19 protein-coding genes are annotated in these 22867 nt (G+C 73.2%); 7 read left to right on the plus strand and 12 right to left on the minus strand.

The genetic code is table 11. The features are described from left to right. Nucleotides 1–17 precede the first annotated feature (17 nt). Together ACFQBR_RS10260 and ACFQBR_RS10265 are read right to left on the minus strand one after the other, a co-directional pair. Nucleotides 18–1694, minus strand: a complete 1677-nt coding sequence (locus ACFQBR_RS10260; protein ID WP_344176414.1) for an alpha/beta hydrolase — start codon at nucleotides 1692–1694, stop codon at nucleotides 18–20. Between the two features lie 34 nt (nucleotides 1695–1728). Continuing rightward, nucleotides 1729–2055 carry a hypothetical protein gene (locus ACFQBR_RS10265; protein ID WP_267946418.1) on the minus strand — a complete coding sequence of 109 codons (327 nt, stop codon included), beginning with the start codon at nucleotides 2053–2055 and terminating at the stop codon, nucleotides 1729–1731. 301 nt (nucleotides 2056–2356) lie between these two features. Between ACFQBR_RS10265 and ACFQBR_RS10270 the strand changes: the two genes are divergently transcribed. Continuing rightward, nucleotides 2357–3622, plus strand: coding sequence for a hemolysin family protein (locus ACFQBR_RS10270; RefSeq protein ID WP_267946417.1), 1266 nt, complete (start codon nucleotides 2357–2359; stop codon nucleotides 3620–3622). A gap of 157 nt (nucleotides 3623–3779) precedes the next feature. Then, a complete protein-coding gene (locus tag ACFQBR_RS10275; protein WP_344176412.1) occupies nucleotides 3780–5270 on the plus strand; it encodes an aldehyde dehydrogenase family protein in 1491 nt (496 codons plus the stop codon). A 16-nt stretch (nucleotides 5271–5286) separates the two neighbouring features. Here ACFQBR_RS10275 and ACFQBR_RS10280 read toward each other — a convergent pair whose 3' ends face one another. Together ACFQBR_RS10280 and ACFQBR_RS10285 are read right to left on the minus strand one after the other, a co-directional pair. Next, nucleotides 5287–6048, minus strand: coding sequence for a class I SAM-dependent methyltransferase (locus tag ACFQBR_RS10280; protein ID WP_344176410.1), 762 nt, complete (start codon nucleotides 6046–6048; stop codon nucleotides 5287–5289). Continuing rightward, the gene (locus ACFQBR_RS10285; protein ID WP_344176408.1) at nucleotides 6045–6824 is read right to left on the minus strand and encodes a class I SAM-dependent methyltransferase; all 780 of its coding nucleotides are present in this window, start codon (nucleotides 6822–6824) and stop codon (nucleotides 6045–6047) included. The genes ACFQBR_RS10280 and ACFQBR_RS10285 overlap by 4 nt, the downstream gene beginning before the upstream one ends. 149 nt (nucleotides 6825–6973) lie before the next feature. On the opposite strand from ACFQBR_RS10285, the gene ACFQBR_RS10290 reads away from it, so the two are divergent. Continuing rightward, complete coding sequence (locus ACFQBR_RS10290; RefSeq protein ID WP_344176406.1) at nucleotides 6974–9040, plus strand: hypothetical protein; 2067 nt, start codon at nucleotides 6974–6976, stop codon at nucleotides 9038–9040. Here ACFQBR_RS10290 and ACFQBR_RS10295 read toward each other — a convergent pair. Continuing rightward, nucleotides 9037–10395, minus strand: a complete 1359-nt coding sequence (locus ACFQBR_RS10295; protein ID WP_344176404.1) for an acyltransferase family protein — start codon at nucleotides 10393–10395, stop codon at nucleotides 9037–9039. The genes ACFQBR_RS10290 and ACFQBR_RS10295 overlap by 4 nt on opposite strands. Nucleotides 10396–10566: 171 nt before the next feature. Between ACFQBR_RS10295 and pgfA the strand changes: the two genes are divergently transcribed. From pgfA to ACFQBR_RS10315, 4 genes are all read left to right on the plus strand, one after another. Then, nucleotides 10567–11490, plus strand: a complete 924-nt coding sequence (gene pgfA / locus ACFQBR_RS10300; protein ID WP_267946412.1) for a cell envelope lipid trafficking protein PgfA — start codon at nucleotides 10567–10569, stop codon at nucleotides 11488–11490. A gap of 168 nt (nucleotides 11491–11658) precedes the next feature. Continuing rightward, complete coding sequence (locus tag ACFQBR_RS10305; RefSeq protein WP_344176507.1) at nucleotides 11659–12540, plus strand: decaprenyl-phosphate phosphoribosyltransferase; 882 nt, start codon at nucleotides 11659–11661, stop codon at nucleotides 12538–12540. After that, nucleotides 12537–13934 (plus strand): FAD-binding oxidoreductase, encoded by a 1398-nt coding sequence (locus ACFQBR_RS10310; RefSeq protein WP_344176401.1) that lies wholly within the window; start codon nucleotides 12537–12539, stop codon nucleotides 13932–13934. The genes ACFQBR_RS10305 and ACFQBR_RS10310 overlap by 4 nt, the downstream gene beginning before the upstream one ends. Nucleotides 13935–14019: 85 nt before the next feature. Further along, a complete protein-coding gene (locus ACFQBR_RS10315) occupies nucleotides 14020–14772 on the plus strand; it encodes an SDR family NAD(P)-dependent oxidoreductase (protein ID WP_344176400.1) in 753 nt (250 codons plus the stop codon). Between the two features lie 49 nt (nucleotides 14773–14821). On the opposite strand, the gene ACFQBR_RS10320 is transcribed toward ACFQBR_RS10315, so the two are convergent. From ACFQBR_RS10320 to ACFQBR_RS10350, 7 genes are all read right to left on the minus strand, one after another. Continuing rightward, the gene (locus ACFQBR_RS10320; protein WP_344176398.1) at nucleotides 14822–16228 is read right to left on the minus strand and encodes an MFS transporter; all 1407 of its coding nucleotides are present in this window, start codon (nucleotides 16226–16228) and stop codon (nucleotides 14822–14824) included. Beyond that, nucleotides 16225–17205, minus strand: a complete 981-nt coding sequence (locus ACFQBR_RS10325) for an oxygenase MpaB family protein (protein WP_344176396.1) — start codon at nucleotides 17203–17205, stop codon at nucleotides 16225–16227. The genes ACFQBR_RS10320 and ACFQBR_RS10325 overlap by 4 nt, the downstream gene beginning before the upstream one ends. Nucleotides 17206–17292: 87 nt before the next feature. After that, entirely contained in the window at nucleotides 17293–18306 is a 1014-nt protein-coding gene (locus tag ACFQBR_RS10330) for an oxygenase MpaB family protein (protein WP_344176394.1), read from the minus strand. Nucleotides 18307–18560: 254 nt separating this feature from the next. Beyond that, complete coding sequence (locus tag ACFQBR_RS10335; RefSeq protein ID WP_344176392.1) at nucleotides 18561–19142, minus strand: GTP-binding protein; 582 nt, start codon at nucleotides 19140–19142, stop codon at nucleotides 18561–18563. Continuing rightward, on the minus strand, nucleotides 19123–19608 hold the full coding sequence (locus ACFQBR_RS10340; protein WP_267946404.1) for a DUF742 domain-containing protein: 486 nt from the start codon (nucleotides 19606–19608) through the stop codon (nucleotides 19123–19125). Before ACFQBR_RS10340 ends, ACFQBR_RS10335 begins: the two co-directional genes overlap by 20 nt. 9 nt (nucleotides 19609–19617) lie before the next feature. Then, a complete protein-coding gene (locus tag ACFQBR_RS10345; RefSeq protein ID WP_267946403.1) occupies nucleotides 19618–20073 on the minus strand; it encodes a roadblock/LC7 domain-containing protein in 456 nt (151 codons plus the stop codon). A 2-nt stretch (nucleotides 20074–20075) separates the two neighbouring features. Then, nucleotides 20076–22577: a sensor histidine kinase gene (locus ACFQBR_RS10350; protein ID WP_378552987.1), complete on the minus strand. Its 2502-nt coding sequence runs from the start codon at nucleotides 22575–22577 to the stop codon at nucleotides 20076–20078. Between the last annotated feature and the right edge of the window lie 290 nt (nucleotides 22578–22867).

Here is a 22867-nt window from a genome sequence, read left to right on the forward strand (position 1 = left end):
TGATATCCACTGTTCCCCTACTTCTGTCCGGCGATGACCTCACCCATGTACCGCAGGGACCTGGTGTCGGGATCGAAATATTCCGAGTGTGCGTCGTTGAGCGGCCACTGGCCCCCGTCGGTGCCCGGGTTCGATCTGAACTCCGTCGCTCCGAAGCCCGGATCCGTCGGGTCCATTCCGTGGGTGAAGCCGGTGAGGTGCGTGATGTTGTCGTTCTCGGCTGTGGAGACGTGGACGTTCTCAGGGGGGAGACCCAGGTCGCTCACGTGGTCGGCATTGGCGCCGGGGCTGCCCACCAGCACGATGTTGTCCGCGTTGAGTCCTTCGTCGCCCTGTGCGGTGTGACCCACCACGGTGGAACCGTAGCTGTGGCCGATCACGGTGTTGTTCGACGGGGACGGGTTCACGTGGGTCGCCCGCAAACCGTCCTGGAAACTGCTCAGCTCGTCGACCGCGTCCTCGGCCCGGCCCGCGCCGGCGGCTTCGACGGCGTTGGGGGCGTCGTATCCGATCCAGCTGATGACGGAGTGGTTGCTCTCCTCGTCCGCGATGGTGGCCGACTGCACGAGGGCGTCGGCCCGGTCCATCTGGGAGTCGACGCTCTGCCAGGTGGTCGTCGTGCCCGGGACGAGGGTGGCCACGTTGTCGGCGGTGTCGGGGTTGCCGTTCGCCACGATCGCGCGTCCCCCGCCCTCGGCGTCGAGGGCGAGCAGGTACCTGTCCGCGCCGTCGTCTTCGAGGTTGTCGCGCAGGGTGGTCAGGGTGGAGAGCTCCCGGTCGAGGGTGTCGTCGTTCGACATGTTCAGCGCGATGGAGGCGGAAGCGTCGCTGCCCCGGGCGGCGATGTCGGCGATCTGCTCGTCCCGCTCGGCGATCTCCTCCTCCAACCGCTCGATCTCGTCGTTCAGGTGTTCCCGGTTGAGCTCGTCGCGCACGGTTGAGGGGATGCCGTCGAGTTCGCGGAGCAGGTCGGGGTGGTCCCGCACGGCCTGCTCCTGCTCCTCCTCCGTCATGGAGGTCCACCACAGGTTCACGATGGACGGGTGCTCGTCGCCGGTCAGCTCGTCCGGGACCATGCCGGGAACGGCGTCGCCCAGGTACAGCAGCTGACTGCCGGACAGGAGGGCGGACTCGACCAGGCGCTCCAGGGTCTCCTGGCCGGGTCCGTCGCGCAGGTCCTTCTCCGCCTGTTCGGCCCGGTCCATCAGGGTTTCCCAGTGCCCGGCGTGCTCGGTGAGCAGTTCTTCCCGCAACGTCTCCAACTCGCCGACCTTGCCTTCCGCCACGGCGGAGGAGGACAGGGAGCCGTGCATGTTGGGCATGGAACCCACGTCGGACACGGCCGACTCCGCGTCGGTCTTGGCCTCCTCCCACCGGGTCTCCAGCTTGGCCCGCTCGACCCGGTAGGCCTCGATGTCCAGGCCCCACTGGCGCAGGACGGCCGCCCCGTAGGTGAGGGCGGCGGCGGCCTCCTGCCAGGCGGCGAGCTCCTCCGACGAGCCGGAGACGATGTTCCAGGCGATGAGGTCGGTGAACTCACCGGCGGACGACTGGAACTGGCTGTGGGCGCCCTCGGACTGGCCGGTCATCTTCCGGCACACGGCGTCGAGGTCGTCGGCGCCCGACTCGATGGCGCCGACGTCGGCGTCGATGTCGGCGGGCAGGCCGAGGGACATGGAGGCGACGTCGCTCACAGGTGTCTCCGGGGGGTGGGTGGCGGGCGCGGGGTCAGAAGTTGATCTGGATGTCGAGGGCCTCCAGGCCCTCCTGGTACTCCTCGGCGCTCTCATGGTCCGAGTCGGTGATCGCCAGGTCGGCGCCCTGGACGTTCTGGGCCAGGTTGATGCCGTTCTGCGCGACCCGCCGGATGTGCTCCATGGCGTCCAGTTCGTAGTCGGCCAGACCGGACGAGACGTGTTCGGAGACCGCCGCGGCCAGCCCTTCGACGGCGGCCTCGAAATCGGTTCCGAGGAAGACCATGGCCTCGGCCAGCGCTTCGGCCTCCTCGGCCTCGGACATGGCCTCGACGGGGTTGACTCCGGTACCGCTGGACACGGGGACTCCCAGGGGGTGGGGAAGGGGGCAGGAGAAGCCTACAGACAGTGCCGGAACGGTGTCAGATCCGGACATGCGGGTCGCATGGCGGTCCGTGCGGCCCTGAACTGGGGATTCGGCCGGAGGCGGCGAACCGGCGCGAGATTCTGGCCGTTTGTGGACACGTGGGGCGCGTGCGGCCGGAGGGGATCGGTGCAGCTGGTGCGACAGGTGTGGTGGCGGGGATTCCGGGAACGATGCCATCACCTCGGCCCGGTCCGGCCGCGGCACCGCTTCCGACAGAACCGCGGGGGAGACCCACATGGAGGGCTACGAGGCCCAGATCGGCCTCGTGCTGGTCCTGGTCGTCGTGAACGCCGTCTTCGCCGGCAGCGAGATCGCGCTGATCACGCTGCGGGAGGGGCAGCTCAGGAGGCTGGAGGCGAGCGGTCCCGGGGGCCGGGCGGTCGCGAGGCTGGCCCGCGACCCCAACCGGTTCCTGGCCACCATCCAGATCGGCATCACCCTGGCCGGGTTCCTCGCCTCGGCCACGGCCGCGGTGTCACTCGCCCGCCCGCTGGTCGAACCCCTCGGCTTCCTCGGTTCCTACGCCTCCCCGGTCTCCGTCGTCCTGGTGACCGTCGTGCTGACCTTCGTCACCCTGGTCCTGGGCGAGCTCGCGCCCAAGCGCATCGCGATGCAGCGCGCCGAGCCCTGGGCGCTCCTCGTCGCCAGGCCGATCAACGCCCTCGCCGTCCTCTCGCGGCCCGCCGTGTGGCTGCTCGGCGTCTCCACCGACCTGGTGGTGCGCCTGGGCGGGGCGGACCCCGGGACCGGCAAGGAGGAGGTCTCCGAGGAGGAGCTGCGGGAGATGATCTCGGCCCAGGGCGACATGACCCCCGAACAGCGGACGATCCTCTCCGGCGCGTTCGAGATCACCGGCCGCACGCTGCGCCAGGTCCTGGTGCCCCGGCGCGACGTGGACACCGTCCCCGCGTCCCTGCCCGCCGGCGAGGCCGCCCTGTTCCTCGCCGAGCGCGGGCACTCGCGGGCGCCCGTGGTCACCGAGGGGGACGTGGACGACGTCGTCGGGATCGTGCACTGGTCGGACCTGCTGCGGGGCGAGGGGGACGCGGGCGCCCTCGCCCGCGAGCCGCTGCTGCTGCCGGTCTCCCTGTCCGTGTCGCAGGCGCTCCACCGGATGACCGGCGAACGGCAGCAGATGGCGGTGGTGATCGGTGAGAACGGGGCGGTCGACGGCATCGTCAGCCTGGAGGACCTGCTCGAGGAGGTCGTCGGCGAGATCTACGACGAGACCGACGCGGACGCGCGCGTTCCCACCAGGGTCGACGGCGGAGCCCTCCGCGTGCCCGGCGCCTACCCCGTCCACGAGCTGGACGACCTCGGCGTCGTCCTCACCTCGCCCCCGGAGGGCAGCTACGTCACCGTCGCCGGGATGGTCCTGGTCGTGCTCGGCCACATCCCGGAGGGCCCGGGGGAGAGCGTCGACCTGGGCGGGTGGACGGCCACGGTCACCGAGGCCGACGGCCGGGTCGTCGGCGAGCTGCTGCTCGTCCCCGACGCCTGACCGCCGGCCCGCGCCGCCCGGGGAGCGGCGCGGCCGTACGGGCCCCGAACGCCACCGACTCCCTGAACACTTCGCCAAGGAGCGGCACGCCCCTTTGCCCGCGGGGTGTTTCCGGGGCACGGTGGCGGAGAGTGACGCCGACACCAGGGGGAGCCCGATGCACGCCGACCAGACACCCACCCCCTACACGGGACTGGACCGGATGACCATCGGCGGCGAGTGGCGCCACGGTTCCTCCGGCGAGGTCCACCACGACGTGGACCCCTACGACGACACGGTCCTCGCGGAGGTCCGCCTGGCCGACGCCGGTGACGTCGACCTCGCCTACCGGGCGGCGGAGCGGGCCTGGCCGGTCTGGGCCGCGACGCCCGCCTACGAGCGGGCCGAGGTGTTCCGCCGTGCGCTCCGCATCCTCGACGCGCGCCGTGCCGAGGTGGCCGAGTGGCTCGTCCGCGAGGCCGGGGCCGTCCGCGACCGCGCCGAGTTCGAGATCGACCTGGTCCGCAGCGGCATGGCCGAGGCCGCCTCCTACCCCACCCGGGTCGAGGGCCGCATCCTGCCCGGGATCACCCCGGGGAAGGAGAACCGCGTCTACCGCGAGCCCCTGGGCGTCGTCACCGTGATCAGCCCCTGGAACTTCCCGCTCCAGCTCTCCCACCGCTCCGTCGCGCCGGCCGTCGCCCTCGGCAACACCGTCGTCCTCAAGCCGGCCGAGAACACGCCCGTCACCGGGGGCCTCCTCCTCGCCCGTGTCTACGAGGAGGCGGGGCTTCCCCCCGGCGTCCTCAACGTGGTCCTCGGCAAGGGCGGGCAGATCGGCGACGCGCTCGCCACGCACGAGTCCTCGCGGATGGTCTCCTTCACCGGCTCGACCGACGTGGGCCGCCACATCTCCCGGCTGATCCCGCTCAAGAGGCGCACGCTCGAACTCGGCGGCAACAGCCCCCTCGTCGTGCTGGACGACGCGGACCTGGACCTGGCGGCCGACGCCGCCGTGTTCGGCTCCTACTACCACCAGGGCCAGATCTGCATGGCCACGAACCGGATCATCGCCACCACCGGCGTCCACGACGAGCTGGTCGACCGGATCGTCGCGCGCGTACGCGCACTGCGGGTCGGGGATCCGGGCGACCCCGCGACCCAGATCGGCCCCGTCATCGACGACGACCAGGCCGAGGGCATCCGCGACCTGGTCGACCGGTCGGTCGAGGTCGGCGCGCAGCTGCTGCTGTCCGGCGAGCCGGGCGGACCGGCGGGAAGGGTCCTGCCGCCCTACCTGCTGCTCGCGGGCAACCACGCCCCGTGCGCCGCCGAGGAGGTGTTCGGACCGGTGGCCACGGTCATCCGGGCGACGGAGGAGGAGGACGCGCTCCGCATCGCCAACGACACCGAGTACGGGCTCTCCAGCGCCGTCCACACCCGTGACGCCGAGAAGGGGGTGCGATTCGCCCGACGGCTGCGGGCGGGGATGACGCACGTCAACGACTCCACGCTCAACGACGAGGCCAACACGGCGTTCGGCGGGGAGGAGCACTCCGGCCACGGGCGGTTCGGCGGCGAGTGGGCGGTCGAGGCGTTCACGACCGACCACTGGGTCAGCGTCCAGCAGGTCCCCCGCACCCTGCCGTTCGGCTTCGGCGGGCGCTGAGGGGGCGGGGGCCGCGTCACCGCTTGCGCAGCACCAGCAGCAGGTTCCAGGTGACGACCTCGCGCAGGAAGGGCACGTGCACGACCGGCTTGGCCCACGTCGGCAGGTAGCGGGGCCGGACGTCCACCGCGTCCACGTCGGGGCGCCCGCGCGCCCAGCGCAGCATCTCCCCGGCGTACGCGGCGTACATGCTGCGGCCGAAGTCGTTCTTGGGCCGGCGCCCGTTGCGCCGGGCGAACCGCTCCGCGGCGTACGGACCCCCCAGGTAGTGCCACGGGGAGGTCTCGTGCCCGCCCCAGGGGGACAGCCACAGCGTGTACGACAGGTAGACCAGCCCGCCGGGCCTGGTCACCCGCACCATCTCGTCGGCCATCCGCACGCGGTCGGGCACGTGCTCCAGGACGTTGGAGGAGAAGCACACGTCCACCGAGCCCGTGCGCAGCGGCAGGTCCAGGGCGCTGCCCCGGACGCCGTACGCGTCGGCCTCGCGTCCGTGCAGCGTCATCTCGCGGGCGTCGGAGTCCACGCAGAGGCAGCGTGCCCCGGCGGAGCGGAGCTCGTCGGCGAAGTAGCCGGGGCCGCCCCCCACGTCCACGACGAGGCGGCCGTCCAGGGGTGTGTAGGAGCGCAGCTGGGCGACGGTGTCGCGGGCCAGCGTGCCGTAGAAGAACGCCGGATCGGACTGCTCCCTGCGGAACGCGGAGAACAGGGCGACCGAGCGCCCCAGGGTGGCGCGGAAGGGCGTGGTCCCGTCGTCGCGGGCTGCGGCGGGGGTCACGCGGTCCCCCCTCCGGCCGGTGCGGCCCCGTCCAGCACCACGAAGTGGCGCAGGTGCCGCCAGTGGTCGCCTCCCCAGTACTCGTCCGAGGCCGCGATCCGGCCGCCGGGCACCAGCTCGGCGATCCGCCCGGTGCGCAGGGTGTGCATACGCATCGGCGCCGGGTAGCGCAGCACCACCCTCTGCGCCAGCGCGACCAGGGGCCACGGCACGTACCGGAACACCATCCCCTTGAAGGTGCGGCGCTCCGTCTCGGGCACGCCGAGCACCATCACGCCGCCGGGGCGCAGCACGCGGGCGAACTCGCGCACGTACCCCTCGGCCAGCGCGGTCGGCAGGTGCTGGAGGACGAGGTCGGTGTACACCAGGTCGAACGAGTCGTCGCCGAACAGGGACAGGTCGGCCCGCTCGTTCAGCGTGAACGCGATCCGTCCCCCCGAACGGTCCAGGCGGCGGGCCTCCTCCAGCATCGGCGCGGAGATGTCCACCCCCACGACCTCGTCGAAGTGCGCGGCCAGCGCGTTGGACAGCCGTCCGGCGCCGCAGCCGAAGTCCAGGACCCGGCCGCCCCCGGGGCGGATGCCCAGCTCGTCCATGCGGGCGACCGCCGGGTCGACGTCGGCCCGGCCCGAGGCGAGGAACTCGTCGTCGTCCCACCCGCCGTCGCGCTTGTCCGGGTCCACGCACACCGCCCACAGCGGTTCGGCGGAACCCAGCCGGGTCCAGTCACGGCGGATCTGTTCGAGCCCCACCGGCATCACCTCCACGGTGCTCACGACCCCGCCGGAACATGGTTCTGCATCATGTTCCTGTTCTGGGCTGCCAGGCCTTGGAGACCTGCGCCCGAGGTCAAGGAAGAAAGTGGAACGTGTTGTATTCTGGCACCCATTTTCCGGGTTGGCCAACCTACGGCGGGAGAGAACCGATGCCGCCTGTTCCCCCCACGGCGAGTGGACACGACGGCGCGGAGGCACAGGCTCCCGGCGGGACGGCCGGGGTACGCCGCCCGGTCGGGGGCCCCGGCGGGGAGGGACCCGGCCGGGGCGGACCGGTCCGCGACGCCCTCGCCGTCCTGGGCCTCCTCGCGCGCGACCGGCTGGTCCTGGCGGGGCTGCTGGTCGTCGCGGCGGCGGTCGGCCTCAAGCTGTACGTGCTCACGCAGTCCTACTTCGTGGAGGACGACTACCTCTTCTTCGCCTCCGCGTACGCGAGCGACCTGGGCCCGGACTACCTCCTCACCCTCCACAAGGGGCACCTGATGCCGGGAGCCCTGTTCCTCGTGTACCTCCAGACCACGTTCTGGCCGTACGAGTGGTGGGTCAGCGCGGGCAGCATGCTCGCGTTCCAGGCCGCCGCGCTGCTGGGGTTCTTCCGCCTGCTGTGGGAGCTGTTCGGCCGCCGCCCGGCCCTCCTCGTCCCCCTGACCGTGTACGCGCTGGCCCCGTTGACCGTCCCCGTCCTCGGGTGGTGGTCGGCTGCGCTCAACGCCGTGCCCTTCCAGCTCGCGCTGGTGCTCGCCGCGCTGTGGACCGTGCGCCACCTGCGCACCGGCGACGCCCGGTTCGCCTGGTGGGCGTCGGGCGCGGTCGTGTTCGGCATGCTCTTCACGGTCAAGGCGATGTTCCTGCCCCCCGTGCTGTTCGCGGTGGCCGCGGCCTTCCTGTACCCGGGCGACCCGCTCGTCGCGGTCCGCAGGGCCTGGGTGGTGCACCGCCCCCTGTGGACGGCGATGGGCGCCCTCTTCGCCGCGTACGCGGTGTTCTACCTGGCGCGGATGCGCGCGGGCGAGGGCGGCGAGGGCGCGGGCGTCCCCGAGAGCGAACCCGCCCTGGCCATGCTGCGCGGGCTCCTCACCGAGGTCTTCCCGGTCGGCGCCCTGGGCGGCCCGCCGGAGTGGGGGCCGGTCACCCCCACGGGTGGGCTCGTCGACCCGTCGGGGCCCGTGGTGCTGGGGGCCTGGGCGGTGTTCGCGGTGATCGTGCTGTCGAGCCTGTGGCTGCGGCGCCGGGCGTGGCGTGCCTGGGCGCTCCTGCTCGGCTACCTGGTCGTCGTCGACATCGTCCCGACCGTCATCGCGCGCGGCAGGTTCCAGGAGGTGGCCGCCGCCGACCCCCGCTACGTGGCCGACGCGGCCCCGGTGTTCGCGCTCTGCCTGGCGCTGGCCTTCCTGCCGACGCGTGAGGAGCGGGCGCGGGCGCTGACGGGCGGCGCGGGGGAGCGCGCCGGCTCCGCGGCCGACGCCTACCGCGTGCGTCCCCGGCGGGCCGCCCGGACCGCCGCCGTGCTGGCGACGCTGGCGTACACGGCGTCGGCGGTGTGGTCCACGCACGCCTACGCGGGAACGCTCGGCGGCGACCGCCTCCAGTGGTACCTGGACACGGTCCGGGCCTCCCTGCGGGAGGTCCCGGAGGAGGGCGGCCTGTACGCGCGCCCCGTCCCGGAGGACGTCGTGCTGGAGTGGAACGGCCAGCGCCGCCTGAGCTCCTGGGTGCTGCCGCCGCTGGCCGAGCCCGACGTCGCGGAGCGGATGGTGGAGCCGGAGGAGTCCGGCGCGGCGTACGTGTTCAACGACGCGGGCTACCTGGTCCCGGCGCGGCCGTCCGACAGCAGCTACGTCTTCGGACCCGGGGGAGGGGACCGCTGCCTGGAGCCCTGGGAGGGGCTCATGTCGTGGCCGGTGCGGGTCCACGGCGGCCTCGCCCAGGTCGTCACCCTCGGCTACACGGCGGAGGAGGACGTGCCGGTGGTGGTCGCCCTGGGCGACGACTGGATCGAGGTGGAGCTGCCCGCCGCGGAGGAGAACGGGACACGGTACGTCCCGGCGGGGGCGCCCGGCGAGCAGCTGTCGGTGTTCGTGCCGGAGGACCCCGACGACCGCGGCGGGCTGTGCCTGAGCTGGGTGTCCGTGGGCGGCATGGCCCCCGCGGTCGAGGGCAACCCCTGGGCGCCCGAGGAGGACGACCGCACGGGCGGCGGCGCGGAGGCGGACTAGCCGCTCTTCTCCGCGTCCTTCCGGGACCAGCGCCGGCTCGGCTCCTCCACCCAGTGGAAGGTCGCCGCGGCCAGGAGGACCGTCCCCGCCGTGACCGGCACCATGTCCAGCCAGAACGACCCGGTGAAGATCTCCTGCCCGGTGAAGTCGCGCCACAGGTACAGGACGACGAACTGCCACAGGAACACGCCGTAGGAGATCCGGGCGAGGAACTGGCACACCCGGTGCCGCAGCAGCGAGTCCAGCCAGCGGCCGTCCCGCCAGGCCGCGGCACTGCGGAGGGACGCGGGCGGGGAGGTGGGGCGGGGGGCCAGGGCGGCCGGGGCCACCACGAAGAACGCGAAGCCCGTGCCGGCCAGGGACGCCGCGGCGGAGGTCCAGATGTCGCCCGAGCCGATGAACCGCCCGCCGGTGGCCTCGGTGGCGGTCAGGGCGAGGAAGCCGCCCGCCACCAGCCAGCACACCCCGGGCGACGCGGCCACGGTGCGGCAGAAGCGGCGCACCGGGCCGTCGGCGCCGGGCTCGCGCCACGCCCACTCCGACAGCACGGCCAGAGCCATCCCCGCGGCGAACAGGCCGAGCGCGCGCGGCAGCCAGGCGTGCATGTACTCGCGGGGCTCGGGATGGAACTGCGGCACCAGCGCGACCAGGGCGAGCACCCCCATGGCGGCGAGCACGGCGAGGAGCCGTCGGCCGCGGGCGTCCACGGTCCTCCCGCCCCTCGCCCACAGGGTCAGGAGCATGGCGAACACCGGCAGCAGCAGGTAGAAGGACACCTCGACCGACAGACTCCACATCTGGCCGAGGCCGTAGGGGCCGGTCCCCACCCACGGCGGGTCGGTGTCGAAGGGGAAGGCCAGGGTCAGGACCTGGAGCCAGTAGGAGGGCGAGCCGAGCTCCTCCCGGGAGTAGAGGAGCAGCGCGGCCACCGCCACGACCCAGTAGGCGGGGAACACGCGCACGACCCGGCGCCACAGGTAGGGGCGGGCCCGGGGGCCCCGCGTCCCGTCCAGGGCGGCGCGCGCCCAGGGCCGGTACAGCAGCACGCCGGAGAGCGTGAAGAACAGGGGCACGGCGAGGTCGAACGCGGACACCAGCCCGCCCAGGACGCCCGGGGCGAGGGAGTCGCCGGTCTCCGTCGCGACGTGGAAGACCAGGACCATCAGGGCGGCCGCGGCGCGGATGCCGTCGAGGGTCTCGTGGCGTCCGTCGACCTGGGGCAGGACCAGCGCCGTATCGGGGTCCCGCGGCGGGGGCCGCGTGCCGGTGGAGGGGGAGCCGGGGAGGGTGCCGTCGGAGGTGCTGCCGGTGGGTGCGCCGGTGGGGTCCTCGGGCGCGGAGGGAGTGGGCGCCATGGGCCTTCCAGAACGGGGGAGCGTTGAAACGCGCTTCACTAGAACGTGTTATAAAAATTCAGACACGCCCTGGTGACGTCGTTCACTACTGGGCAGTACTCTACCCGGAACTGGACCTAGTTCCACTAGACGCAGTTTCAGATCTGGACTCTCATCCGCCCAGGAGGGCACATGCGCCGTACCGTTGCGGTCGTTCTCATCGCGTTTGGAGTCTTCTTTCTCGCCGCCGCACCCATGATGCGCACGTGGATGTCGAGCTCCCTGATGAAGACTCCCCTGGACTACTACAGCGAGACAGTCAACGTCGCCGAAGGTGCCACCTACTTCAACATCGAGGACGTGGAACTCGTCGAGGACGCCACCCTCGAGGCCCACGCGACGATCCGCGCGGACGTGGCCTCCAGCACCGACGAGATCGTGGTGTGGGACCAGTTCACCTGGCTGAAGGACGCCGAGACCGACTTCGGCATCAGCTCCACGAGCCGCCGCGCCGGACACGACCGCGTCACCGGCGAGGCCGTCGACTGCTGCGACTCCATGGTCAACGAGGAGTCCGTCGTCCAGAGCGGGCAGGCCTGGAAGTTCCCGTTCTTCACCGAGCAGCGGGACTACGACTTCTACGAGACCACCGTCCAGGAGGTCGTCCCCATGGAGTTCCAGGGGGTCGAGGCGGTCGAGGGCGTCGAGGCCTACCGGTTCGTCCAGACCGTCGAGCCGACCGTCATCGACGAGCGCACCCTCCCGCGCTCGGTCGCCGGCCTGGAGGGCGACGGGGACGTCACCGGGGACGAGGTCTTCTCCATCACCCGCACCTACTGGATCGAGCCCACCACCGGATCGCCCCTCAAGGTCAGCGAGGACCAGAACCGCGTCGTGGTCGTGGACGGCGAGGAGGTCCTGACCCTGCTGGACGCCGAGCTCGTCTTCGACGACGAGTCGGTCCGCAACGCCGTCGCCAACTCCGAGCAGGGCCGCACCGTGCTGCCGCTGCTGCACACCACCCTCCCGATCGCCTTCCTCGTCGTCGGCGTGGGCTTCGTGGGCATCGCCGTCGTCCTGTACGTCTCAGGCCGCCGCAGTGACCACCACAACTGACCCCCGCCCCCCACTCCGCCCCCGGCCCTCACCGGCGTGCCCGAGAGGGTGCGCCGGTGCGCCCGTCCCGGAGCCGGGGCGCCCGTGACGCGGAGCGCGGAGCGGACCGGGCACGCGGGCGACGGCACACCCGGAGGCCCCGATGTCCAGGGGAGCCCGCGCGACCTCCTGGGCACGGCCCGCGCGCTGGTCCGTGCCTGCCGGCCCCGGCAGTGGATCAAGAACCTCCTGGTCCTGGCGGCCCCCGGAGCGGCCGGGGCCCTGGGGAGCCCCGACACGCTGCTGACCTGCGCCGCGGTGTTCGCGCTGTTCTGCGCGGCCGCCAGCGGCACCTACCTGCTCAACGACGTCCACGACGCCGACCGCGACCGCGCGCACGCGCGCAAGCGCCACCGGCCCGTCGCCTCTGGCGCGCTCCCGGTCCCCGTCGCCGTCACGGCCGGAGCCGTCCTGGGCGCGGCGGCCCCGCTGGCCTCCCTGGCCCTCGGCGATCCGCTCCTGACGGGCCTGGTCACCGGATACGTCCTGCTCACCCTGGCCTACACCCGCCGACTCAAGGACGTGGTGGTGTGCGACCTGGTCGTGGTCGCCGCCTGCCACGTGCTGCGCGCCGCCGCGGGCGGAGCCGCGGTCGGCGTGCCGCTGACCTCCTGGTTCGTCATCGTGGTGTCGCTGGCCGCACTGCTCGTCGTGGTCGGCAAGCGCGAGGCCGAGCTGCGGGCGTTCCGCGACGCGGGCGCGTCGGCCGCCGCACCGGTGCGGGAGACCCTGCGCGGGTACACGGTCACCTACCTGGCCCAGACCCGCACCATGGCGTCGGCGGCGATGATCGTCACCTACTGCCTGTGGGCCCTGGACCGGGGCGACGCGTCCCAGCCCGTGTTCCACGCGGTGAGTATCGTTCCGTTCATCATGTTCGTCCTGCGCTACAACCTGCTCGTGGACCGGGGGGCCGGGGAGGAACCCGAGGAGATCGCCCTGCGCGACCGCCCCCTCCAGGTGACCCTCGTGTCGCTCGCCGCCCTCGTCGGACTGGGGATCCACCTGTGAGTCCACCGCCGCCGGACCGTGCGCCCGCCCACGGCGGGACGCGCCCCGCCCTCCTCACCGGCTGGGGCCGCACCGCCCCCACCGCCGCGCGCGTGGCGCGGCCGCGCACCGCCGAACAGGTCGCCGAGGCGCTCTCGCGGGCCGGAGCGCGCGGAGCCCTCGCCCGCGGACTGGGCCGCTCCTACGGCGACGCCGCGCAGGCCGCCGGCGGGCTGGTCCTGGACTGCACCGCGCTGACCGGCCCGATCCGGCTCGACACCGCGCGCGGCGAGGCCACCGCCCCGGCGGGGACCACCCTCGGCGGGCTCGCCGCCCACCTCCTCCGGCACGGGTACTTCGTCCCCGTGGCCCCGGGGACCGGCCAGGTCACCCTGGGCGGGGCGGTCGCCGCCGACGTCCACGGCAAGAACCACCACGCCGACTCCTCGATCGGCGCCCACGTGCGCGCGCTGACCCTGGTGACCCCCGACGGGAGGGCGCGCGCGCTGGGGCCGGAGGGCGACGGGTCCGAGCTGTTCTGGGCGACCGTCGGCGGCATGGGGCTGACCGGTGTGGTCACCGAGGCCACGCTGGCCGTGTTCCCGGTCGAGACGGCGTACATGAGGGTGGACACCGACCGGACCGCCGGACTCGACGCCACCCTGGAGCTGATGTCGCGCCCGGGATCCGACCGCCGCTACTCGGTCTGCTGGGTCGACCTGCTGGCCGCGGGCGGCGCGATGGGCCGGGGCGTGTTCACCCGGGCCGACCACGCGCGGATCGGCGACCTCCCCTCCACGCTCCGGCGCGAGCCGCTGAGGCACCGGCCGGGCACGGTCCTGGCGGCGCCGCCCTGGGCGCCGCCGGGGCTGCTCAACCGGTGGACGGTGGGGGCCTTCAACGCCGCCTACCTCCGCGCCGCGCCCCGGCGCAGGCGCGGCGAGGCGCAGCCGCTCGCCGGGTTCTTCCACCCGCTCGACGCGGTGCGGGGATGGAACCGCATGTACGGTCCGCGCGGGCTGGTGCAGTACCAGTTCGTCGTCCCGTTCGGGGCGGAGGGCACCCTCGCCGCCGTCATGGAACGGCTCTCCCGGGCGGGCGCCCCGTCGTTCCTGGCGGTCCTCAAGCGCATGGGGGAGCCCACCCCGGGTCCGCTGTCCTTCCCCCGGCCGGGATGGACCCTCGCCGTGGACCTGCCCGCCGACCTGCCCGGCCTCGGCCGCCTGCTCGACGCCCTCGACGAGAGGCTGCTGGAGGCCGGAGGCCGCCTGTACCTGGCCAAGGACAGCAGGGCGCGCGCCGAGACCGTGCACGCGATGTACCCGGAGCTGCCCGCCTGGCGGAGGGTGCGGGACCGGGCCGACCCCGGGGGCGTGCTCGTCTCCGACCTCGCCCGCCGCCTGCGGCTCGTCTGACCGCCGGGCCCGGCGCCGACGCGGGGCCGCGCGGACACCGGACGCCCCCGCACACCACGACACCCCACACGACCGGAGGGAACCCATGCGCGACTCGGTGGGACGGGTACGCACCGTGCTGCTGCTCGGCGGACGCAGCGAGATCGGCCTCGCCATCGTCGAGCGGCTGGTCCGCGACGGCGCCCGGGAGGTGGTGCTGGCCGCGCGCGGCGGGGCGGAGCCCCCGCCGGGCGCGCTCACGGAGCTCGGCGCCTCCGTGCACTCGGTGGAGTTCGACGCCGGGGACCCCGACGCCCACACGGGCACGGTCGCGGAGGCCGTCGGCCTGGTCGGCGACCTGGACGTGGTCGTGGACGCGTTCGGCGTGCTGGGGGACCAGGCGGCGTACGAGGCGGACCCGGCCTCCGCGGCCCGGGCCGCCGCCGTGAACTACACGGGGCACGTCTCCGCGGGGCTGGCCGTCGCGGCCCGCCTGCGCGAGCAGGGGCACGGCGCCCTGGTGGTCCTGTCCTCCGTCGCCGGGGTGCGGGTCCGCAGGTTCAACTACGTGTACGGGTCGGCCAAGGCCGGCCTGGACGGCTTCGCCCAGGGGCTCGCCGACTCCCTGCACGGGTCCGGCGCGCGGGTGCTGGTGGTGCGGCCGGGATACGTGCCCACCCGTATGTCCGCCCACGTGGACCCCGCGCCGTTCCCGGCCACGCCGGGCCAGGTGGCGGAGGCGGTGGCCTCCGGACTGCGCTCGGGGGCGACCACCGTGTGGGCGCCGCGCGTGCTCCGGCCGCTCTTCGCGGGGATGCGGCTGATGCCCCGCGCGCTGTGGCGGCGCCTGGGGCGCTGAGCCGGGGGGAGGCGCGCTCCCGGGGGGGAAGGCCGGGAGCGCACCCGGGTCAGGGGCCGGAGGGGGCCGGCGGGTCGGACCGGGCGTCCCCCGGTTCCGACCGGAGCCCGTCGGCGGTCAGCCGGTAGAACGCCAGGGGGACCAGGCAGCACAGCATGACCGCGGCGGGCACCAGGGTGCTGCCGACCAGCATGCCGCGCAGCGCCTCGTCGCTCTGGCGCACGGCCTCGCCCGCGCCCGACTCCACGTAGCCGCTCAGCGCCAGGGACAGCGACAGGAGGCCCGTCCCGACCGCCTGCGCCATCGCCTCCCCCGAGGTCCACACGCCCGACAGCACACCGCTCTGGCGCCGCCCCGAGCCGTGCGTGTCCGCCATGCAGTCGGCCAGCATCGACCACGGCAGCAGGGTCGTGCCGGACAGGCCCACGCCCACCAGCACGGAGGAGAGGACCGCGCCGGGGAGGCCCCAGACCGGGATGAGCAGCAGTCCGAGGCCGCCCAGGGAGAACACCGCCGCCGCGAGCCCCGCGGCACGGCGCTTGTCCACGCGCACGGACAGCCGCTTCCACAGCGGCGCCGACGCGATCAGCGGCACCAGGACGCACACCATCAGGACGCTCGTGTAGCGCGGCTCGCCCATGACGTTGGCCGTCACGTACGGAACCCCGGCGACCATGGTGCCGCCCGCCGCCGCCATCAGCAGGTTGGCGGGGAACAGCACGCGGAAGTGCCGGTGCGCGAACGCCGCGCGCAGCTGGGCCGGGAGGCCCTCGGTGCGGTGCGGGAAGACCGTCCGCGGCGCCCTCCGGGTGCCGATCACGGCGCCGAGCATCGACACCAGCACCACGGCCCCCATGACCAGGCCCATGAGCCGGTACCCGGCCACCTCGTCGCCGGGGGCCGACTGGAGGACCGGCGCCAGCGCTCCGCCGAGCATCAGCGCGAGCCCCACGAACGCGGTCCGCCACGTGTTGAACGTGGACCGCTCGTGGTAGTCGGAGGTGATCTCCCCGGGCAGGGCCGCGTGCGGGACCTGGAACACGGACGACGCCAGGGCCGCGGCCACGAACACGACCGCCACGTACAGGGCGGCGGCGTTCCCCTCCAGGGGAGGGCCGGCGAACATGGCGCCGAACAGCACGGGCAGGGTCAGCGCGCCCGCCAGCATCCAGGGGCGGCGCGGCCCCCAGGAGGAGCGGGTCCTGTCCGACCGGATACCGATGTACGGGCTGACCAGGAGATCGACCAGTTTGGGCAGGAGGACCACCAGCCCCGCCAGGGCGGGGCCCACCGCGAGCGTGTCGGTCAGGTAGATGAGCAGCAGCAGCCCCGGGACCGTGTTGAAGATGCCTGTGGCCACGGCGCCGCTGCCGTACCAGGCGTGCACCGAGCGGGGCAGCGCCCCGGTCCCCCCGGCGTGCGCGGCGCCGGGGGAGGGGCCGACGGCCGTGGTCACGCGCGTCCTTCCGCGGAGGCGGGCGCCGGGCCCTGCCCGGAGGCGGTCCCGCCGCCGGCCGCCCCGCCGTCCCCGCCGTACAGCTCGGCGTGGCCGACCGGGTCCACGTCGTGCGCCACCGGGCACCCGGCCGGGAACGTGCCGATGCGGTCGACGTCGTACCCCTCGGGGTAGCTGCGGATGTTGGGGTTCATGTCCGCCCACAGCGGCTCCTCGCGCGGCCTCATGCGGCGCACGACCTTGGCGCGGAGCTTCAGCGCCAGGTCGGCCGACCTGCGCCAGGCCCGGCTCGGCGGCTCGTACCGGAAGGCCTCGATGAGCGAGTCGTCCAGGATCGCCATCGAGAACCTGCGCGCCAGGCCGGCCACGCGCGGCGGGTAGAACGTCACCATCAGGTCGAGGGTGGAGTCGGAGACGGCGCGCCCGGCGTCGGTGTAGGCGAAGTGCTCGCGCTCGTAGGAGTCGAGGAGGTCCCGGAACTCCTCGTAGGTCCCGGGGATGTCCTTGATCCCCATGTACTTGCCGAGCCTGCGGTAGTAGTGCGTGATCGCGGAGACCTCGTGGTCCGACAGTCTGCGCCAGCCGTAGCCGTGGTCGTTGAGCCAGCGCACGGGCATCACGACGAAGGTGCTGAGCACGTACCGGTAGTCGTCGTTGCCGATGTCGTAGGAGCGGTGCATCTGGTTCATCCGGCGCAGGGAGTCGCGTCCCTTCCCGGGGCCGAACCCGTGCCGCATCATGTTGCCGAGGATGAGCGCGGTGTCGTCGTAGCGCTTCTGGGTGCTGCCGGTGAACTCGTTCGTCCTGCCGAGCAGCCCGCCGATGCTGGGGACGGCGTAGGTGCGGTACAGGGCGATCCCCAGGGCGCGTCCCATGTCCCACGGGAACTCGTGGGAGTTGAGGATCTGCATGATGCGCACGCAGTCGGCCTCGGCGTCCAGGCGGTGGATCTCGTCGCGGAAGTCGAAACGTTTCAAGGGAGGTTCCTTCGGGAGGGGGCGGGGGCGGGGCGGCGGCCTGGGGCGCGAGGGGGCGCGCGGACGGGCGGGTGCACTCCCGGACGGCTACTGCCCGGGGGTTTCCGCGGCCCCGGCGGGGCCGGGGGCCTCCGGTCCGTCGACGGCTCCGGGGGCGGAGCCCGCCGGGGCGACCGCCTGGCCGGGCGCCGGGACCCGTGCCCCGGTGGGGGCCACCTCCCGGGTGAGCATGCCGTGCGGGACCGGGCACCCCTGGGGGAAGGTGCCGATCCGGGAGGGCTCGTAGCCTTCCGGGTAGCTGCGGACGTTCGCGCTCTCCCGGGCCCAGCGCGGCTTCTCGCGCGGCGGCATCAGCCGCACCACGCGTGCCCGCAGTTTCAGCGCGCCCGAGCCGAGCCGGCGCCACGCGGCCGACGGCTCCGGGTAGCCGAAGGCCTTGATCAGCCGGTCGTCCAGGAGGGCCTTGGTGAAGGGGCGCACCAGGGGGCGCTGCCAGGCGGGGTAGAAGTCCGCCATCAGGCCGAGCGTGGAGTCGGAGACAGCCCGGCCGCCCTCGGTGTAGGCGAAGTGCTCGCGCTCGTAGGAGTCGAGGAGGTCCCGGAACTCCTCGTAGGTCCCGGGGATGTCCTTGATCCCCATGTGCCTGCCGAGCTTGCGGTAGTAGTTGGTGCCGGCGGCGATCTCGTGGTCGGTCAGCCTGCGCCACCCGTAGCCCCAGTCGTTGAGCCAGCGCACCGGCATCACGACGAAGGTGCTGAGCACGTACCGGTAGTCGTCGTTGCCGATGTCGTAGGAGCGGTGCATCTGGTTCATGCGCCGCAGCGCGTCCCGGCCGCGCCCCGGGCCGAACCCGTGCTCCATGATGTCGTTGAGGATGAGGGCGGTGTCGTCGTAGCGGTGCTGGGTGCGCTCCGTGAACTCGCGGGTGTGCGCGAGGAGCTCCCCGATGCTGGGGACGGCGTAGGTCCGGTACAGCGCCAGGCCCAGGGCCTGTTCGAAGTCCCACGGGAACTCGTGGGCGCCCAGGATGCGCACGATGCGCTCGCAGTCGGCCTCGGCGTCCAGGGCCTGGATCGTGTCTCGCCACTCGAACCGCTTCATGGAGTACTCCAGTCGCCTTCGTGCGGGCCCGCCCGAGACGGGTCCATGGTCTGCGGGTGCGCAGCGCACGACGGCGCTCCACGGGGCGCACTTTACCCGGGGAGCCCGTGTGTACACCGGGCCCGGTGCCCTCCGTGCCGGTCCGGATCCGAACCGTGTCCGGACCGTTCCCCGATCAGTGCCGTGTCGGCGTCCGCCGGTACGCGGAAGGGGCGGAGGGCGACCGCCCCCCGCCCCTTCCGCGTCCGCGCGCCTCAGGCCGCCATGCGCTCGGCGACCCGGTTGACCAGCGTCAGCAGGACCTGTTTGGACGACTCCCGCTCGCGGGCGTCGCACAGCACCACCGGGATCGCCGGGTCGAGGCTCAGCGCGTCGCGGACCTCGCCCGGCTCGTAGGCGTGGGAGTCGTCGAAGCAGTTCACCGCCACGATGAACGGCACGCCGCGGCGCTCGAAGAAGTCCACCGCGGCGAAGCACGTCTCCAGGCGGCGGGTGTCGGCGAGGACGACGGCCCCCAGCGCGCCCTCCGACAGCTCCTCCCACATGAACCAGAAGCGCTCCTGGCCCGGGGTGCCGAAGAGGTACAGCACCAGGGCGGAGTTGATCGTGATGCGGCCGAAGTCCAGCGCCACCGTGGTGGTCGTCTTCGATTCCACCCCGGACAGGTCGTCGACCCCGTAACTGGCCTCGGTCATCACCTCCTCGGTGCTCAGCGGGGCGATCTCGCTGACGGACCCGACCAACGTGGTCTTTCCGGCGCCGAAACCTCCGGCGATCAGGATCTTCAGCGCGGAGGGAACGATCGTCTGCGTGTCGTCAGAGTCGCTGGATGCCATCGAGAACCGCCTGGAGTACGTCCCGGCTCACCGGGCTCTTAGCTGTGTAGGGGGCACGGGCCAACGCGAGGCCGCGGTTGAGGAGGTCGCTCAGCAGAACCTTGACCACGGCCACCGGGATGTCCAGGTGCGCGGACACCTCGGCGACCGACTGCGGCCGGCGGCACAGCTCCAGGATCCGGAGCTGCTCCGGTTCCAGGGCCATCTCGTCGACCTCGGCCCGCTTGGCCGCGATCACCACGCTGATCATGTCCAGCCGCACGGTGTCCGCGTGCTCGCGGCCCTGCGCGATCACGTACGGGCGGACGAGCGGACCGGCGTCCTGGTGGCCGGGCGCCCCGGGCCCCGCCGGGGTGGCCGCGGGGCCGGGGCTCCCGGGCGAACCCGCGCCGTACCCGCCGACCGCGTCGCGTCCCGGCAGGCCCTGCGGTATCCCGCCGTGCGGGATCTCGTTGTGCGCTTGCATGGCCGTCCCCTATCGCGTGGCTTCCCCGGAGGCGCCCTCGTGCCTGGGGGCGGCGTCCAGATACCGTCCCACCTGCTCGACCAGGACGTTCATCTCGTAGGCGATGAGCCCGACGTCGGCGCTCTCGTCGGCGAGCACCGCCAGGCACGCCCCGCGGCCCGCGCCGGTGACGAACAGGTAGGCGCTCTCCATCTCGACCACGGTCTGGAGGACCTCGCCGCCGCCGAAGTGGCGGCCGGTGCCGCGGGCCAGGCTCTGGAACGCGGAGGCCACCGCGGACAGGTGCTCGGCGTCCTCCTTGACCAGGTCGTGGGAGCGTCCGATCAGGAGGCCGTCCGCGGACAGCACGATCGCGTGCCGGGAGCCGACGGCGCGGTCGAGCAGCTCGTCGAGCAGCCAGTCGATGTCCTTCTTGGCAGCGCCGTTTCCGTTGTCGTGCGCGGCGCCTTCGGGAGTACTCGTCACGGTTAGGCGTCCTTGTCGGTGTCGTTGGTCTGCTGCTTGCCTTCGCGCCGTCCGCGGTCCGTCCCCTTCTGGAACGCGGACATGTTCCGGCGCAGACGCGCCAGTCGCTCCCCGCTGTCGGGGGCCTCACCGGGGGAGGCGCCGGAGGCGGGCCCGGTCCGGACGTCGGTCCCGGGGTCGGTCGCCAGCTGCGGTGCCAGGTTCTCCTGGGGGCGCCGCTTGGGCAGCGGGGGCCGTCCTCCGCCGGCCTCGACGGCGGTCTCCGGGGCGTCGGCGGGGGCGGCGCCGGGGGCGGGGACCGCGCTGATGTTCTTCCTGCGGGTCGGGAGGGCCGGGCGGTCGTCGGCGGGCGGGGCGGTGAGGAGGGCGTCCCCGCCGTCGGGGCCCAGGAGGTCGTCGGGCATGCCGCCGTCCGCGGGGCCGCCGTCGTCCGGGCCGTCCCCGCGGTCCGTCGCGGCGTCCTCGCCCGTGGAGGAGACCGAGGTCAGGACCGGCTTGGCGCCCACGGGAGCGGACTCCAGTTCGCCGGGGACGCGGTCGATGATCTCCCGCACCTCCCAGATGTCCTCGCCGGAGGACTCGGAGGAGGGCAGCGGGGTGCGGTCTCCGGAGATCAGCTCGTGCGGGAGCAGGACGATCGCCTGCACGCCCCCGTACGGCGACGGGCGCAGGTGCACCTTGATGCCGTGGCGGTGGGCCAGGTGCGAGACGACGAAGAGGCCGAGGCGCATCTTCTCGTTCAGGCGCATCACGTCGAACTCGGGCGGGCTGGCCAGGAGCGCGTTCGCGGAGGCGAACTCGCTCTCGGTCATGCCGAGGCCCCGGTCCTCGATCTCGATCGTCACCCCGTTGGGCACGTCGTCGCTGCTCAGGCGCACCTGCGTGTGCGGCGGCGAGAACATGGCGGCGTTGTCGACCAGCTCCGCGACCAGGTGGATGACGTCGGCGACGGCCGGCCCGTTGAGGTGGACGCGGGCGATCCGGTCGCGCTTGACGCGCGTGTAGTCGCCGGACTCGGAGATGGCGCCGCGCAGCACGTCGATCAGCGGCATCGGCCGGTGCCATGTACGGCCCGGGGCCTCGCCGCCGAGGATGAGCAGGTTCTCCGCGTTGCGGCGCGACCGGGTGGCCAGGTGGTCGAGCTTGAACAGTTGGGCCAGCTGGTCCGGGTCCTCCTGCTCGCGCTCCATCTTGTCCAGCAGGCGGAGCTGGCGGTGGACCAGCGTCTGGCTGCGGTGCGCGATGTTGAGGAAGACGCGGTTGACGCCCTGGCGCAGCTCGGTCTGCTGCACCGCCTCGTCGATGGCGGCGCGCTGGGCGGCGTTGAACGCCCGGGCGACGTCGCCGATCTCGTCGTCGGTGGTGCGGAGGTCGGCCAAGGAGGTGTCGGTGTCCACGCGCTCGCCGTCGTGCAGGCGGCGCATGAGGTCGGGGAGCCGGTTCTCGACGAGGTCGTTGGAGTCGTCGCGCAGGCGCAGCAGGCGCTCGGTGAGGACGCGCGAGGAGCGGCGGGCCAGCAGGAAGGCGCCCAGGATGACGGCGGCGACGCCGAGGCTGCCCCCGACGGCCAGGAGGACGGCCTGGTTGGCGGACTCCCGGGTGAGGGAGGCCGCGTGCATGGCCTCGTCGGCGCCCAGCGCGGTGAGCTCGGCCAGGACGTGGTCGTAGTCGGCCCGCCACGCGTCCTGGTCCACGGGCATGGCGAGGTCCTCGACCTCGCCGGGCACCAGGGTGACCGGGTCGGTGACCGTCTCCGTCGAGATCCGGCGGTCGATGATCTCCTGCTGCATCTCCAGGAGCCGCGCGTACTCGGGGCCCTCCAGCACGGCCCGCAGACGCTCCTCCTGGCCCTCGCCCTCCAGGTAGTGGCCGTTGCCCTCGAGGAGGTTCCGGTAGGCGCCGACCAGCTCGGTGAACTCGCGCTGGTCGTCCGCGGTCAGCTCGTCGGAGGCGAAGGCGCGGGCGATCTGGGCGTCGGACCGCGCGAAGACGTCGACGGTCCGGAACATGTACACGGCCGTGAAGGAGGGGCTGGTCGAGTCGCCCGCCATCCCCCTGCGGGCCTGGCTGTCGAAGCTGTCGGCGCCGTGCAGGACGAGTTCGTTGTAGTAGTCGAGGACGTCCTGGCGCGAGGCGTCCCCGGAGTCGATCGCCTCGCGGAGCGCGCCGATCTCCTCGTACTGCTCGTGCAGCATGCGGATGTGGTGGCCGCCCTCGCCGGGGGCGAGGTCGGCGAAGCCGATCAGCTCCCCGATGACCACGCCCATGGTGCCGTCGGTGCGTTCGCGGGCCTCGGCGAGGTCGCCCGTCAGCTGCTCGTCCCCGGGGTTCTCGATGTAGGCGATCGACTGGGACCGCTCCTGCATCACGTCCACGAGGCCGACCGCGGCGGGGGTCACCAGGTCCTCGGTGGCCCGGGCGCGGATCAGCTGGACGACGGCGTCGCCGGTCAGGGCGATGGTGAGGATCAGCCAGAGCGCGAAGAGCGCGGTGGTGGGGATCATGACCATTGCGCGAATACGGGCGGTGATCGTCCGTCCGCGTCGCTTCGGTACTGCCTGCACGGTTCTCCTGTCGATCCGCGTCTTCGGTCTGGGGTTGCGGTGCGGGGCCCCGGGGGGCCGGGTTCCGCCGGGGCGGCACCTCGCGGCCCGCGTGCGCGCGGCCTCCTGCCCCGCGGGCGGCGTCCGTCGGGGCCCTGGACGCGGGACGTACCGCAGGGTAACCACAAACGCGGCTTTTCGGCGTTGGGGATCGTATCTCGCACGTGAAGCGCCGAAATATCCGGGTTGGT

Source organism: Nocardiopsis tropica (genome assembly GCF_042660575.1).
Classification (GTDB): domain Bacteria; phylum Actinomycetota; class Actinomycetes; order Streptosporangiales; family Streptosporangiaceae; genus Nocardiopsis; species Nocardiopsis tropica.

Excerpts from the sequence above, each read along its gene's own strand:
- ACFQBR_RS10270 (WP_267946417.1), top strand. The coding sequence starts at position 2,357 with ATGGAGGGCTACGAGGCCCAGATCGGCCTCGTGCTGGTCCTGGTCGTC.
- ACFQBR_RS10275 (WP_344176412.1), top strand. The coding sequence starts at position 3,780 with ATGCACGCCGACCAGACACCCACCCCCTACACGGGACTGGACCGGATG.
- ACFQBR_RS10290 (WP_344176406.1), top strand. The coding sequence starts at position 6,974 with ATGCCGCCTGTTCCCCCCACGGCGAGTGGACACGACGGCGCGGAGGCA.
- ACFQBR_RS10295 (WP_344176404.1), bottom strand. The coding sequence starts at position 10,395 with ATGGCGCCCACTCCCTCCGCGCCCGAGGACCCCACCGGCGCACCCACC.
- pgfA (WP_267946412.1), top strand. The coding sequence starts at position 10,567 with ATGCGCCGTACCGTTGCGGTCGTTCTCATCGCGTTTGGAGTCTTCTTT.
- ACFQBR_RS10315 (WP_344176400.1), top strand. The coding sequence starts at position 14,020 with ATGCGCGACTCGGTGGGACGGGTACGCACCGTGCTGCTGCTCGGCGGA.
- ACFQBR_RS10330 (WP_344176394.1), bottom strand. The coding sequence starts at position 18,306 with ATGAAGCGGTTCGAGTGGCGAGACACGATCCAGGCCCTGGACGCCGAG.
- ACFQBR_RS10335 (WP_344176392.1), bottom strand. The coding sequence starts at position 19,142 with ATGGCATCCAGCGACTCTGACGACACGCAGACGATCGTTCCCTCCGCG.
- ACFQBR_RS10340 (WP_267946404.1), bottom strand. The coding sequence starts at position 19,608 with ATGCAAGCGCACAACGAGATCCCGCACGGCGGGATACCGCAGGGCCTG.
- ACFQBR_RS10350 (WP_378552987.1), bottom strand. The coding sequence starts at position 22,577 with ATGATCCCCACCACCGCGCTCTTCGCGCTCTGGCTGATCCTCACCATC.